This window comes from Micromonospora yangpuensis, assembly GCF_900091615.1.
Taxonomy (GTDB): Bacteria; Actinomycetota; Actinomycetes; order Mycobacteriales; family Micromonosporaceae; genus Micromonospora; species Micromonospora yangpuensis.
This window is the reverse complement of sequence record NZ_FMIA01000002.1, coordinates 1,651,940-1,666,259: the sequence shown is the minus strand read 5'-3', so window position 1 is coordinate 1,666,259 and position 14,320 is coordinate 1,651,940. Positions and strand designations below refer to the sequence as shown.

Sequence of the window (14,320 nt, the reverse complement as noted above, 5' to 3'; positions counted from 1 at the left end):
CGGGACACGTCCACCGGTCCGGCGGCAGCAAGCACCACCCGGGATCCGAGCCGACAGATCACACTCAAGGCGCCCAAGCCGGTCGTCACGCGGGTCAGACATGTCATGTGGTCATGACCGGCTGTTCCTGGATCTGGGTGAGGCTCTGCCGATACTCCAGGGCTTCTGGGACCTCCTCGTACTGCAGCAGGCTGCCAGTCAACGCCAGCAGGTGCTCCTTGGCCTCCTCCGGGGTGGCATAGAAGAACTCGCGACGGTGGTTGACCAGGTTGACCCGCCGGTCAGCCAGCCGTGCGTGCATCTGCGCCTCGATACCGACAGCGTCGTCGGAGAAAAACAGGGCGTGCACATCGAAGTTGAAGGGCACCGAGGCGTCACTGAGTTCACGCACCCGGTCCAGCGGGTCCAAGCGACGAGTCATGCCGACCTTGACCATCTTCTCGCCGAACGCGCCAAGGTTGGAGATCACGTACACGTAGCCCGCCCGGACGTTGGCAGCCCGATGGTCCACGTCCTGGATCGCGGTGTCGATCTGGGCCAACCGGTCCTGCATCTGGGCGACACCGCCGGCATCACCCTTGGCCTGCAAAGCGACCAGAGCGTTGGCGTAGTGCTGGCGTTCCTTGTCGAGCCGGGCGCGTTCGCGCTCGATCTCCTGCTGCGCGCGTCGCTCCTCGCGCAGCCGAGCCTTCTCCTCCCGGTCCCGTTCCTTCTCCTCGGCCAACTTCTCCTGGTAATCGGCGGTCAGTTCCAACTCCTTGATCCGCAGCCGGTGGTACTCCCCGGCAATCCGGATCTGCATCGTCTTACCAAGCTTGGCAATGGTGACCGTCACCTTCCCCAGCCGGTCCACAGCCGAGTCGAGCTTGTACGGCTTCAACCCGCGTACCAGGTTGTCCGCCTCAGCGTTGTAGGCACGGAGCATCAGCTTGGAGAAGTCCCGGATCATGACCCGCCCCTCGGCGGCCGAGCCGTTGACCGTCCATCCGGTGGCGGCCTTGACTGCACCCCCGTCCTTCTTGGTCATCGCCTTGATCTGGTCCTGAAGCTGGCTGAGCTGGCTCTGATAGGCCACCGCATCCGACAGGGGATGCCGATACTGATAGACCCCAGCTTCCTGCAGCAGCGCCGTCTCCTCAGTGACCACAATCTGCTGCCGGAGCTCGCGCAGATGCCGATCGAGCTCGGCCTTCCGCGCTTTGCCCTTCGCGGTCAGGTCGGCTACCTCACGGCTGAGCCGGTCCCGGTGCTGCTCCAACTCCGTCGCTGACAGCACACCGAGCCGTGCCATCTCCGCCCGCAAGCCCGTCAACTCGACGCGCGACTGGTCCAGCTCGCTGCGGAGCTGCGCGTTCTCCACGGTCAGTTCACGCGCCTTGCCCCGAGCACCAAACAGAGGAATGTCCGGACTTCCATTGCGCTGCGGCGGGACGACGGCGGGAGCGCTGGCAACCTGCGCGGCGGCTGGAACGACGGGTGCCGCCGGTGCCGAAGCGGGCAGGTCCGGAATCCACAACTGCCACCCCGACGGAGGAGGGCCCCAGGCAGGATCCGGTGTCCAACCCGTAGGCGGCACCCACCCGGCAGGCGGCGTCGGCCAGTTCGGTGGCGCATTGAAGCGATATCCCATTGCTCTCCCCAGGCATCATGACTGCCCGACGAAAGTAGCTCCGTAGCCGCCGACCGAACATCGACGACTCAGATCAGCAGAGCAGCCATCCAGCCGACCACGGATACCCGAGCGAGGACTTCAGTCTGATTACCGACAGAAAGGCCTCCGGCTTGGTGAGGCGCTTCGGTCCGCCTGTCTCGCCTCGACCTTGGCCCCTGATGGTGGTCCGAGGTGGCTCACCCCGGACCACCGCACATGAGCCAGCCGGATGAGCGGTGAAGGCTGCACGGCACGAGAACCACGTCGCCCGTTACAGCAAGCCTTCCCCGCCATGCCCGTCGGCGGCATGATGGTTGAAGTGATCGTGCCGTCTTCCACACAGGCCTGCCCGTTCAGAGCTCCCTGATATCCGATAGTCCGGTTATCTTGCCGCGTACGCAGACCTATCGTTGCCCGCATTGTCAGCGACGACGCGAGGGCACTCATGGGTTTTTACCTGCGGACCAGCCTCAAAGCGGGCCCTTTTAGATTCAACCTGTCACCATCTGGCGTCGGCGTCTCCGCCGGTGTCCCAGGGTTCCGTGCCGGAACTGGGCCTCGCGGCAACTACGTCCGCGTTGCCGGTCTCGGCACGACGTACTTCGGCGGCCGGGCACCCACCCCAACCTCACCCGGATCGCCGCCGTCGATGCTGCCAGCGACCCACAACGACGGGATCGTCATGCAGGAGTTGTCCGGTACGCCGGTACAGCAACTGGTTGCAGCACATCCCTCCGACCTGATCGGTCAGATCCAGACCGCAGCCCAACGGCACCTGCTGTGGCCATGGGCCGCTGCCGCCATCGCAGTCCTGGCCCTATGCTCTGCACCGTTCGGGCTCCTCCTGCTCGTGCCCGGTCTACCCGCAGTGTGGTGGCTGTGGCAGCGCGACATTGCGCGGCGATCAGTCATCGTCTTCTACCAGGTTGACGACGTACCGGCGGTCAACTACGAGCGCTTCACCACGAGCAGCAGCTTCGTCAGCCGTGTGCAGCGCGTCTGGCACGTCGAAGCCGAAGGTGCTCTCAACACTCCCTATCAGCGGAAGGTCAACGCAGGAGCCGCAGCCCTGAACCGCCGCAGCCCAGCCTCGATGGATCTGGCTGGTCCGCCCATGCTCGTGACGAACATCGCCGTACCGAGCCTGCATGGAAAAGACCGCTCCATGTACTTCCTGCCGGACCGGGTGATCGTCCGCCACGGTCACCGTTACGCCGGCCTCCCGTACGCCGCAGTGAACGCCCATGCGCAGGCCCAACGGTTCATCGAGTCGGATACGCCGCCAACCGACGCCGAGTGTGTGGGGACAACCTGGCAGTACACCAACAAGTCCGGCGGCCCAGATCGCCGTTTCAAGAACAACAGACAACTGCCGATCATGCTGTATGGAAGGCTTACCGTCACCAGCCCAGACGGACTGCTGATGGTCTGGGATTTCTCCCGACCTGACGTTGCGGCGGCACTGGCCGAAGCAATCAGACGGATGCGGTAGTTGTAGGGATACCGCAGGACGCGGTACGGCGATCGCCGACCAACACCGACGCCCGCCCAGGGGCGCGGCATGAGCGTGAAAGGCACTGTAAAGCACATACGAACAGCTCTGTCTCACTTTCGGGAAGCTGGTGGCCCGCCGCGAGTCCAACCGAGGAAGCGGTCGAAGACATCAGCGGTGCTGCCGGTGTCGCTGGGGTGGAGCTGGTGCAGGTCGTCGATCGCGTTGTGCAGGCAGCCGGCCAGATAGAGAAACAGGCTCAGCGGGCTGTCCTGGTACTCCGCCAGAAGAGCGAGCTTCGCCGCGCCGCATGGCCATGGCTGGCCGCATCGCCGGCACAGCCAGAGGGGTCGTATCGGCAGATGCGGTCGGGACGTCTCGGCGCGGGCCGGTCGCTCCAGCGGACGCAACGGCAAGTGCTCCACCGACTCGGGCTGGTCAACGCCCGGAGGCCGACTCCCGTCACTGCTCATCGGGTTCCGCGCTCCCGCGCCTGCCGCTCGAACACGACCTGCCAGGCGTACGTCAGCAGCGGCGGATCGGTCGGTTCCGGCCCGGTCGGCGGAACCGAGGTCGGGTGGCCTCGCGGAGGATCGCCCGTCGTCGCGTTGCGCGAGACGTACACCGTCGTGGTCGGCCTCCGCCGGGCTTCGCTGGGTGGGTGCGGTGGGCTTGCCGACATGCCGGCAAGCCCACCGCTGTCGGCCAGCGGCTGGGAGCAGACCGCCGGCCACCCGCCCGCGCAGCCCCTGACGGCGGTACGCGAGCGGGGAGTCACCCGGACGGCCGAGGAAGTGCCGGGCGCGAGCACTTGCCGGTGCGTCGGGTCGCGTTCCGACCTGTCGCCGTCTGGCACGTCCATCTGGTTCTCCCTGGCGTGACATTGCCGCTGGCCCGTCGACGCACAGGTGACGGCCCGATGCGCCTGGACCGTTTCGCCGACGTGTTCCTGACATCCACGATCGCTGCCGGCACCGGCCGGAGACAGACCCAGCGTGGTGGGCCACGGTGGGCCTCACCGTGTCCCGCCTGGGACGATGCGAAGAAACAGCCCTGTGCGGCTCGGCTCAGAGGATGTGCCAGCGGCGGAGGTCCGCCCCGTCGTCGACCAGGCCCGCGATCCGGTGGTGAACCTCGTCGGCGGCCTCGGTGCCGGGCCGGGACTTGCCCGCGTTGGTGGCGATCATCTGCAACTCACGGAGCTGGCACAGCTCCTCGAACCCCGACCAGGAACCGGCGTCCCAGCCATAGGTGGTGGTGAAGTCGACGAACGCCGAGGGGCCGGGTGGGTCGAAACGGCGGCAGTGGACGGCGACCGTGGCGATGTCCCACTCCCGGGGCCCGCGGGCAGCCCCGTCCCAGTCGGCCAGCACGGGCGTGCCGTCGAAGCGCCGCAGCGCGTTGCGGATCTGCGGATCGGACTGGATCAAGCTCGTGCCCAGGGGAAACCGCATCGCCTTCCAGCTGGCAGCCAGCGTTTCGAGTCGGCCCATCAGCAGATCCTGTTCCTTGTCGGTCAGGATCTCCGAACGGCTCACGCAACGCTCGACGCTGTGGATCGGTCGCAGCACCGGCAGCGGCACCGGCGGAGCCGGCAGGGCGTGCAGATCCCGCAGCAGCGTCCCCAGCTCGGCAACGGTGATCGGGTCCTCGTACGCCGGGTCCAGACGCTGCCAGACCGTGACGGCGTACCCGCCCACCCGCAGCGGCTGGGACAGGCCCGGGTGCAGGCCCACCGTGCGGAACCCCTGGCCGACCAGCCAGTCGACCACAGCCACCATCGAACGCACCCGTTCCGGATCATGGTGGCCGGGGGCGATCTTGACGACGACGTCACCGACGGCGTAGACGGCGTTCGTGTGGTGGCGCAACAGGATCGCGTTCGAGGCGGAGAAGCCGAGGAGACGACAGACCTCGGCGAGCACCGGCCGGGTGCGCGCCTCGACGAACATGAAGCTCCTAGGGACCGAGTGCCGCAGTGGCCCCCAGACTACGGGCGCGCTCGCGGCACGCCCGCACGTAGTCGGTCAAGGCGACGGCCTCACCGCGAGAGTGGCCGTCGGGGATCGCCGAAGCCACGTCGGTGACCCTGGTCAGGATGATCTCCGTGCGCTGCGTCTCGGGCAGATCCGTGACGACGTCCCGGGCGGTCGCCACCGCTTCGGTCGCCCGCCGGTCCCGCGCGAGGCACATCGACCGGTCCAGGGCGATCAGCGCCGCGTCGATCGGCACGGCCGGAGCCGCTCCGTAGAGCCGCAATGCCTCGTCCTGGACCCGGTAAGCCTCACCGGTGGCACCAAGCCAGGTGTACGCGCCGGAGAGATAGAACAGCAGCCGCTTCGCCGGAAACCTGAACGCCACGTCGGTGTCCTCGTCGCCCGCCTGATCGAACAACCGACGCGCCTGGTCGATGGCCGACCGTGCCTGCTCCACAGCACCGATCCGCGCCAGGGCACGCGCCCGGCCCGCAGCGGCCAGGGCACCCGGTGACGATGCGACCGGCGTGACCGCCAGAGCCGCATCAGCCAACGCGACGGTCTGGGCCGGATCTCCGAAGTAGTACGGCAACATCGCCGCCTGGGCCCGCACCAGCACCCGGAAACGCGCCTCACCGCTGTCGTCCGCCGCGTGGACCGCCGTGCCGTACCACCGTCGGGCCTCGGCCACCTCCCCGAGCCTCATCAACGCATCGGCGCACATCGTCGCCAACAGCGCCGCCGCCCCGGACAGCCGGGACTGGACCGCCGCCGGCTGCCGCCGCAGCGACAACACCTGGACCTCCCGACAGTCGGCGGCCACCAACGACAGCATGACCTGCGGTGCCGCCGAGGGGTAGACCCGCATGTGCTCGCCCACCGCCTGCTCGATCAACTCAAGCTGCCCAGAAGCGACACTCGCCGCCGCCAACGCCTCGTCCAGCCCCAGCCGGAGCCGCACCAGATGGCCGAACTCCACACCGGCCGGCGACCGGTCCACTCCACCCTCCACCGCCGCCAGGCCGGGGTCGCGAGGCACGACAGCATCATCGTCGCGACCGAGTCCCATGGCCGGACGAGGAATATCCAGGCCAGCCGCGATCCGTTCCAACACCTCGTAGGCAGTGACCTGCCGGACGCCCTTGGCAATCTCCGCGGCACGGTTCGACGAGACACCGACAAGAGCCGCGATCCTGCCGTACGACACGCCCCGGGCATGGAGGAAGCGGAAGACTGCTGTGACATCACGCCGCCGCAGGAACTCACCGATCGGTCGGCCGTTCCACCGTCCCGAGTTCCACCACTCCGGATCCACCTGCACAGCCATGATCACCCTCGATCAACGACGACCCCCGTCAGCACAGCGCATTCATGCCGTCACATCAAGTCAAGGCGGTCGTGTCGACGGCATCCGATCCAGAGTCGGCGCAGGCAGCCACAACCGGAACCCCCACCGTGGGCCCTCACGATGCCCCGCACGAGGCCAAGCGGCGGGCCTGCCTACTTCGCGGCCTCCTCGGTGCCCTCGCCAACCGGGGCGATGAAGAGGAACATGCGTCCACCCACGCCCGGTCCGGTCCATCGACTCCCGAGCACCCACCGAGCCACGGACGGCCACCGGCGAACACGAAAAAGGCCCTGACCGGCAGAGAAATACCAGGTCAGGGCCTTGCTCGTTAGTGCGCCGCCAGGGACTCGAACCCCGAACCCGCGGATTAAGAGGTTGATCTTGATCGAGTCATCTGGTCCAACGGGTCGCGTGAGTCCATCTGTTCGCGGTCAGGCCCCAGCTTCAGCGGGACGGCGTCCGACCCAGTCCATCGCGTGCTCGCCCCGCCCATCGCGCCAGAGCACCCACAGAGCACCCCGCGAGACGCCGCACCCCATGATCCTAGCCATCGGTCGCCCCGAGCCATTGTGACGCAGCGCCATCACATAGACGGAGTCCGCTCCAGCTCACCGCGATCGGCCGGCCGCACGCAACTGAACGTCCTGCAACCCGGACCTGGGTTTCGGCTCTCGGCAACCGGGCGCCCCGCCTACTCGCGACAACCGACGATCCGCCCACGACCGTCGGGTCTGCTGCACCGATAGGTGACATCTGAGATGGCTTGCCCTGGTGGTGAGCTGGAAGGATGTCGCTGTGCCCAAGCCCTACCCTCGTGAGTTCCGCGATGACGTCGTGCGGGTGGCTCGTGACCGTGACCCGGGTGTGACGGTCGAGCAGGTCGCGAAGGACTTCGGTGTCCACCCGATGACGTTGTTCAAGTGGCTTCGCCAGGCCGACGTCGAGGTCGGTGTCAAGCCGGGCGTGACCCGTGGCGAGTCGGCCGAGCTGCGGGAGGCCCGTAAGCGGATCAGGCTCCTCGAACAGGAGAACGAGGTCCTGCGGCGTGCCGCCGCCTACCTGTCGCAGGGCATCTGTCGGGAAAGGCTCTACCCGCTCGTGAGCGAGCTGGCCGCTGACGGGATCGGCGTGGCGGTGACGTGCCGGGTACTGAAGATCGCTCGTCAGCCCTACTACCGGTGGCGTGCCCGCCGTGTCACCGACGCTGACCTAGTGGCGGCGTATCGGGCGGACGCGTTGTTCGACGCGCACCGCGACGATCCCGAGTTCGGCTACCGGTTCCTGGCCGATGAGGCCCGCGCTGCCGGCCGCCCGATGGTCGAGCGCACCGCCTGGAAGATCGCTCCGCCATGGGCTGGTGGAGCGCGTTCAGCAAGCGCAAGCGTCGGGGCAAGGGCGGCAAGGTCGGTCCGCCAGTGCACGACGATCTGGTGCGCCGCGACTTCACCGCCCACGGCCCGAACCGGTTGTGGCTGGCCGACATCACCGAGCACCGCACCGCCGAAGGCAAGCTCTACCTGTGCGCGATCAAGGACGTGTGGTCCCACCGGATCGTCGGCTACTCCATCGACTCACGGATGAAGTCGAGGCTGGCCGTCAACGCCCTGCACAACGCCGTAGCCCACCGTGGTGACGTGGCCGGCTGCGTGCTGCCACCGACCGCGGGTCGCAATTCCGCAGCCGGAAATTCGTCCACGCCCTCCACCAACACCACATGATCGGGTCGATGGGCAGAGTCGGCGCCGCCGGTGACAACGCCGCCATGGAATCCTTCTTCGGCCTGCTCCAGAACAACGTCCTCGACCGCCGAACCTGGACCACCCGCCAGCAACTGAGGACCGCGATCGTGACCTGGATCGAACGCACCTACCACCGCCGCCGACGCCAACGATCCCTGTCCCGGTTGACCCCTATCGAGTACGAGACGATCATGACCCCACCGGCCAGTCAGGCCGCGTGACTGAAACTGTCACCTATCGGTGCAGCAGACCCACCCTGTTATTTGTCCCGTGACTTGATCCTTCGGGTGATCCATGAACTCGAGCGACGCAGCAAACTGGCACAAGAGCACCCGTAGCGGCAGCAATGTCGGCGACTGCGTCGAGGTCGCCGACAACCTGCCGGGCCGGGTGCTGGTCCGCGACAGCAAGGACCGCACCCGCGGTACCCTCACCTTCGGCCCGACCGCCTGGTCGGCCCTCGTTACCCAGGTCAGCACCCACTGCTGACCACCTTTTGCGCTGGCCACCTCCTGCTCTGAACACCAGCGCGCCCTCGGATCTACCCTCGCCACCCCGGGTAGGTCGGGGGTGGCGCGCGGGAGTGTCGGTCGCACAGGCGACAATGATCGAGACTTGATCGGCTCAGAGGGGTTGGCACAGCGGATGGTTGACGACAGGGGCCATGACGTCGCGTCGGGCGACGAATCCAGCACGGCAGCGGTCGCCGGAGCTGGGCCGAAGTCCCTGGCAACAGACGAGACCATCGACTTCATCACCAACAAGCCGGTCCGACTGCGCGGCAACGAAGAGGTCCGCCAGCGCATCGCCCGAGCCCTGGCCGTGGAGTACGGCATCTCGGTCGACGACATGGCGCGCGACTTCCCGATCCCGGTCGACATCGAGGGGCGACGCCGGCGCATCCGCAAGGCCGATATCGCGGTCTTCACCCCTGGCGCGCAGCAGACCCTGGAGAACCTGCAACGGGTGGTGATCTGCAAACCGGAGCCGAAGGTCAGCCGGGCCGTCACCAAGATCAGGACCCATGAGCAGGCCCGGCAGGATCTGGAGGAGCTTGAGGATCTACTCGGCACGCCGGCCACCCCCAACGCGCAGTACGGCCTGTGGACCAACGGCCTGGACTTCTTCTTCCTGCAGCGGGAAAATACCCGATTCGGCGTCAAATTCCCGGCGCGGGCCGACTGGCCGATCGACGCCGCCAGCAGCTTCGGCGCCGCGAGCGGCTCTGCAGCCCGGCTCCGCCGAGGCGAGGCAGCCATGCTCAAGACCGCCTTCCGGCGCTGCCACAACTACGTGCACGGCAACGAAGGGTTGCCCAAGGATGCCGCTTTCTGGCAGTTCCTCTACCTGATCTTCGCCAAGGTGCACGACGAGCGGATCAGCCGCCGACAGCACCACGCACCCCGGTTCTACGCCCTACCGGCCGAACCTTTCACCAACGAAGGCCGAGCCGACATCGCCGGACGCATTCATGAGCTCTTCGACGAGGTGAAGAAGAACTACCCGCTGTTCACCGACCGCGACCAGATCAGCCTTTCGCCGCGTGCGCTCGCCTTCATCGTCGGCGAGCTCGCCTCCTACGACCTGGCCGGCACCGACATCGACGTCAAGGGCATGGCGTATCAGGAGTTGGTCGGCATCAACCTGCGCGGCGACCGGGGGCAGTACTTCACCCCGAAGGGCGCCGTGGAGTTGATGGTGCAGATGCTCGACCCCAAGGAGCACGAAACCATCCTCGACCCGGCCTGTGGCACCGGTGGTTTCCTCCGGGAGCCCTTGCGCTATCTGCTCGACCAGTGGCGTGCAGCGGCGGGCACCAAGGGTCTGCCCGACACCGAGGCACAGTTGATCGAGCACCAGGAGCGGCTGGCCCAGTACTCGCGGACGCATCTGTTCGGGGCCGACTTCGACCCATTCCTGGTGCGTGCCTCGCAGATGAGCGTCATGCTCTCCACCGGCGAAGAGGGCAACGTCTTCCACTTGGACTCCCTCGCCTTTCCCGGCGGCCACCTGACCGAACGGCACGCCGCAGCCGAGAAGATCCCGCTGGGCAGCATCGACGTCCTGATGACCAACCCCCCGTTCGGCTCGGACATCAAGATCGAAGACGCGGACATTCTCGACGCGTACCGCGACGGGGTGGCCCAGTCCTGGGTCCGCAACCGGCAGACCGGCCAGGTCGAGGCCGGGCCTGGCCGGGTGTCGGCGATGTCGCCGGAGCAGTTGTTCATCCAACGGGCGGTCGAATGGGTCCGGCCCGGCGGGCGGATCGGCATCGTGCTGCCCAATGGCATCCTGTCCAACCCCGGCCCGGTGGACGAAGGGATCCGCCGCTGGGTGCTGGACAACTGCTGGATCCTGGCCAGCGTCGAGCTGCCGGTGGAGACCTTCATCGTCGACGCCCACGTCAACATCCTCACCTCGGTGCTGCTGCTCAAGAAGAAGACCGACCGGGAGAAGCTGGCAGCCGAGCTGGGCGAGCAGCCCGACTATCCGGTCTTCATGGCGGTGGCGGAGAAGGTCGGAGTAGACCGGCGCGGCAACAAGATCTACAAGTGCCGGCCGGACGGCGTGCCGATCCTGCAGGACACTGTGGAGCGGATCCCGGTCTATCGCAACGGCGGCAGCAGCTATCGAGACGTCACCCGCAAGAAAGAGGTCGTCGACAACGACCTGCCGGAGATCGTCCAAGCCTACCGGCGATTTCGCGCGGAGCACCCCGAGCCAGGGGAGCGCACATGATTACCCGGATCGAGGCCTACCACTACCGCTGCTTCGCACAGCTCAGCATCGACCTGGGCGAGTTCCACGTGCTCGCCGGTGCCAATGGTGCCGGCAAGAGCACCCTGCTGGACATCCCGGTGCTGCTCGGTGACCTGCTCGCCCAGCAGCGGGTGGCCGACGCCTTCCTCCGCGCACCGGAGTGGCGCGGCGTGCCCCGGGCGCACACCCTCACCGAGCTGGTGCACCAGGGGCGCGGCGACAGCGTGGCCTTCACCATCGAGGCCGCGTTGCCCGCCGACATCGTCAACACCATGGCCAGCCGCAGCACCGCGGCGATGATGCACCGGATCCCGGATCGTCTGCGGTACGAGCTGCGGCTGCGGATCTTCAACGACGAGTTGCAGGTCGACGAGGAATACCTCTACCTCTTCTCCGCCGTCGACCGGCGGCGCCCGGCGGCGGGCATCGCGATGCAGGGAGCCAACCTGCCCAGGCGCGGCCGGTCCGCCCGCCAAGCCGCCCAGCCGGTCATCCAACGCGGGCCAGGCGAGCCGACCGCGTTCACCGCCGAGACGACCACCCGAGGCCCAAAGGTGCCGGACTTCCGAGTGCCGGCCAGTCAGGTTGCGCTCGCCGCCGTGCCGGCGGACCCGGAGCTGTTCCCGGCAGCGCTCTGGTTCGCCAACCTGCTGCGTGAAGGTGCCGTCTTCTTCGATCCGGACTGGGCCCAGCTGCGCCAGGCCGCCGCGCCCGGTGACCCGCTGCGGGTGCTGCCCTCCGGACGCAACCTGCCCTGGCTGGTGCTGCACCTGCAACAGGAAGATCCACAAGGGTTCGCCTACTGGATCGATCACCTGCAGACGGCGCTGCCGCAGATCACCGGGGTCACGGCGATCGAGCGTGCCGACGACCACTACGCCTACCTCTCGGTGGAGTACGTCGGCGGCTACCGGGTCACATCATCCGGGCTGTCCGAGGGGACCCTGCGGATCCTGTCGCTGTCGCTGCTGCCCTACCTGCCCAGCTCCGCGCGGCCCCGCCTGCTGGTTACCGAGGAACCGGAGAACGGCATCCACCCACGGGCCATCGAGACCGTGGTGCAGTCACTGGCCGCCCTCACCGACGACCAGGTGTGGATCTCCACCCAGTCGCCGATCGTGCTGGCCAACACCGACCTCGCCAACATCGTGCTCGCCCGGCTCGACGGCGACGGCGCGGTCGAGGTCATCCCCGGCACCGCGCACCCTCGGATGCAGGACTGGCGCGGCAGCGTCGACATCGGCACCCTCTTCGCCTCAGGAGTGCTCTCGTGACCCTCCCACCCCCGGATGCCCCCACCCATGCGTGACGTGATCTTCCTGGTCGCCGACGGCTCGATGCAGCAGCTGCTGCACGGATTCCTCGGGCGACCCGAGTTCCACCGAAGCGTGGGCTGCCAACGGTTCGCCTTCGACCCGCGCGACGATGTGTTTGTCTCCCCCACCAAGGATCCCGGGGTCTACCGGCAAGGGCCGGAGCTGCTGCGCAGATTCCGGCGCAGCCACCACCGTGCGGTGATCATGCTGGACAACGACTGGCAGGGCACCCCCGGGCCGGAAAAGATCTACAACGATCTCAACCAACGGATGCGCGACACCTGGGCCGAGTTCGCGGTGATCGTGATCGAGCCCGAGCTGGAGGCGTGGGTCTGGCAGGACAACCCCCGAGTCGCCCAGGCACTCAACTGCCCCGCCAACTTCCGGCAGATCCTGGCCGACAGCGGCCACTGGCCGCACGACCGGGCCAAACCGGCGCGACCGAAGGAAGCCCTCGAACATCTGCGCGATCGCTACCGCGACCTGCGCCGCGACGGGTACAAGGTGGACCGCTCACCGGCGCTGTTCAAGCGACTGGCGGCCGGGATCTCCGTCAGGGGCTGCGTCGATCCGGCGTTCCTGAAACTGCGCGACACGCTACGTGACTGGTTCCCCGAGGAGGAGCTGTGAAGCTGGCCAGCCCAGACAATCCCGTCCAGGCAAGCTGGCTGGCCGAGCAGGGGTTCCGCCTCGACCCGGGGCCGTACGTCTCCGATGCCTACGCCGCCCGCAAGTACCTGGACCGGATGCCGCACAGTGATTTGCTGCACGCAATTACCGCGCGAATCTTCCACGCCGGCCGAGTGACGCGCGAGTGGACCACCGACCCGGCACACGGGGTGCCGTTCCTCGGCAGCGCCGACATCTTCGAGGCCGACCTATCCAACCTGCCGATGATCACCAAGAGGTCGTTCAAGGAAAACCCGAAGTTGCCGCTGGAGCCAGGCTGGACCCTGGTCACCCGCTCCGGGATGACCGCCGGCCGCGTCACCTACGCCCGGCTCAGCATGGCCGGCGCGGCGTGTAGCGAACACGTCATGCGGGTGGTGCCGGACCTCGCCCGGATTCCAGCCGGCTATCTCTACACCTTCCTGGCCAGCCCATTCGGCATCCCGGTGATCAAGGGCGGCATCTACGGCACCAGCGTCAGGCACATCGAGCCGAGCCACGTCACCGAACTGCCGGTGCCCCGCTTCGGCGGCGGCGTCGAGGAGCGGATCGACGCCCTGATCACCGAGGCGATGCAGCTGCGGCAGCACTACGAAGACGGGGTACGGGAGGCGACCCGCTATCTCTTCGTCAGCGCCGGTATCCCCGAGTTGCTCGACCTGCGCTGGCACGACCGGGAGCGTGACCTAGGCTTCACCATCGAGCGGCCCACCGCTCTGTCCCTGCGGGCCCTTAACTACTCCCCCCGCGCCCGCCGCATCATCGACGCCCTCCGCTCGGTCCCCCACCGCCCCCTCGGCGACATCTGCACCGGCGGATCGCTTCGAACCGGAGCACGGTTCAAACGATACGACTCCGATTCGCTTCACGGGGTAAGGCTCGTTGGGCAACGGCAGGCATTCTGGCTGCGCCCGTCGGGGCGCTGGATCAATCCCAAGCTAGCTCCGGACGATATTCACATGACTGATGAGACTGTCCTGATCGCCGCACACGGCACACTTGGCGAACGTGAGGTGTTCGGCCGCTCTCTCCTGGCAACAGGACGCGCCCTGAGTAACGCATACAGTCAGGATTTCGTCCGCGTCGTCTCAGGCCAGGAGGATGCGCCTGGTGCTTACTTGTTCGCATTCTTCCGCACAGATGCGGCTTTCCGCATACTTCGGTCGATGAGCGTTGGCGGCAAGCAACAGGAGTATCACCCGTCCTTGCTTCGTGACCTACCAGTGCCGATGGCGGCGGCGGCGGACCGGGAGCGGATCGCTGGGGTTGTCCGGCAGGCGTATCGTGACCGCGACGACGCGGACCGCAAGGAGGACGAGGCGTTTGCTCTGCTCGACAAGGCGGTGCGAGAGGCGGCTCGCTGATC

At 67.3% G+C, this 14,320-nt stretch carries 11 protein-coding genes and 2 pseudogenes; 8 read left to right on the top strand and 5 right to left on the bottom strand.

The window, feature by feature from the left end; translation table 11 throughout:
- Positions 1–103: 103 nt before the first annotated feature.
- Positions 104–1,516: an SNIPE associated domain-containing protein gene (locus GA0070617_RS07715; protein WP_229688098.1), complete on the bottom strand. Its 1,413-nt coding sequence runs from the start codon at positions 1,514–1,516 to the stop codon at positions 104–106.
- 580 nt (positions 1,517–2,096) lie between these two features.
- Here GA0070617_RS07715 and GA0070617_RS32345 point away from each other — a divergent pair.
- Positions 2,097–2,222, top strand: a pseudogene (locus GA0070617_RS32345) (DUF4236 domain-containing protein); the annotation flags it as partial.
- Between the two features lie 78 nt (positions 2,223–2,300).
- Positions 2,301–3,143 (top strand): hypothetical protein, encoded by an 843-nt coding sequence (locus tag GA0070617_RS07710; RefSeq protein ID WP_229688099.1) that lies wholly within the window; start codon positions 2,301–2,303, stop codon positions 3,141–3,143.
- Between the two features lie 113 nt (positions 3,144–3,256).
- On the opposite strand, the gene GA0070617_RS07705 is transcribed toward GA0070617_RS07710, so the two are convergent.
- The 4 genes from GA0070617_RS07705 to GA0070617_RS07690 all read right to left on the bottom strand — a co-directional run bounded on the left by GA0070617_RS07705 (position 3,257) and on the right by GA0070617_RS07690 (position 6,446).
- On the bottom strand, positions 3,257–3,616 hold the full coding sequence (locus GA0070617_RS07705; protein WP_373868288.1) for a hypothetical protein: 360 nt from the start codon (positions 3,614–3,616) through the stop codon (positions 3,257–3,259).
- Positions 3,613–3,825, bottom strand: a complete 213-nt coding sequence (amcA, locus tag GA0070617_RS32135) for a multiple cyclophane-containing RiPP AmcA (protein ID WP_091435293.1) — start codon at positions 3,823–3,825, stop codon at positions 3,613–3,615. Before amcA ends, GA0070617_RS07705 begins: the two co-directional genes overlap by 4 nt.
- Positions 3,826–4,210: 385 nt before the next feature.
- Positions 4,211–5,095 (bottom strand): phosphotransferase, encoded by an 885-nt coding sequence (locus GA0070617_RS07695; protein WP_091435291.1) that lies wholly within the window; start codon positions 5,093–5,095, stop codon positions 4,211–4,213.
- A gap of 7 nt (positions 5,096–5,102) precedes the next feature.
- A complete protein-coding gene (locus tag GA0070617_RS07690) occupies positions 5,103–6,446 on the bottom strand; it encodes an NsdA family TPR-like regulatory protein (protein WP_091446069.1) in 1,344 nt (447 codons plus the stop codon).
- An 816-nt stretch (positions 6,447–7,262) separates the two neighbouring features.
- Here GA0070617_RS07690 and GA0070617_RS07685 point away from each other — a divergent pair.
- From GA0070617_RS07685 to mads5, 6 genes and pseudogenes are all read left to right on the top strand, one after another.
- A pseudogene (locus tag GA0070617_RS07685) lies at positions 7,263–8,427 on the top strand (IS3 family transposase).
- A gap of 73 nt (positions 8,428–8,500) precedes the next feature.
- Complete coding sequence (locus tag GA0070617_RS07680; protein ID WP_091435289.1) at positions 8,501–8,695, top strand: DUF397 domain-containing protein; 195 nt, start codon at positions 8,501–8,503, stop codon at positions 8,693–8,695.
- 144 nt (positions 8,696–8,839) lie between these two features.
- On the top strand, positions 8,840–10,948 hold the full coding sequence (gene mads2 / locus GA0070617_RS07675) for a methylation-associated defense system DNA methyltransferase MAD2 (RefSeq protein ID WP_217628777.1): 2,109 nt from the start codon (positions 8,840–8,842) through the stop codon (positions 10,946–10,948).
- Positions 10,945–12,243 (top strand): methylation-associated defense system AAA family ATPase MAD3, encoded by a 1,299-nt coding sequence (mads3, locus tag GA0070617_RS07670; protein ID WP_091435285.1) that lies wholly within the window; start codon positions 10,945–10,947, stop codon positions 12,241–12,243. Before mads2 ends, mads3 begins: the two co-directional genes overlap by 4 nt.
- A gap of 27 nt (positions 12,244–12,270) precedes the next feature.
- Positions 12,271–12,915 (top strand): methylation-associated defense system protein MAD4, encoded by a 645-nt coding sequence (mads4, locus tag GA0070617_RS07665; RefSeq protein WP_091435283.1) that lies wholly within the window; start codon positions 12,271–12,273, stop codon positions 12,913–12,915.
- Positions 12,912–14,318, top strand: a complete 1,407-nt coding sequence (mads5, locus tag GA0070617_RS07660) for a methylation-associated defense system restriction endonuclease subunit S MAD5 (RefSeq protein ID WP_091435281.1) — start codon at positions 12,912–12,914, stop codon at positions 14,316–14,318. The genes mads4 and mads5 overlap by 4 nt, the downstream gene beginning before the upstream one ends.
- Positions 14,319–14,320: the final 2 nt, after the last annotated feature.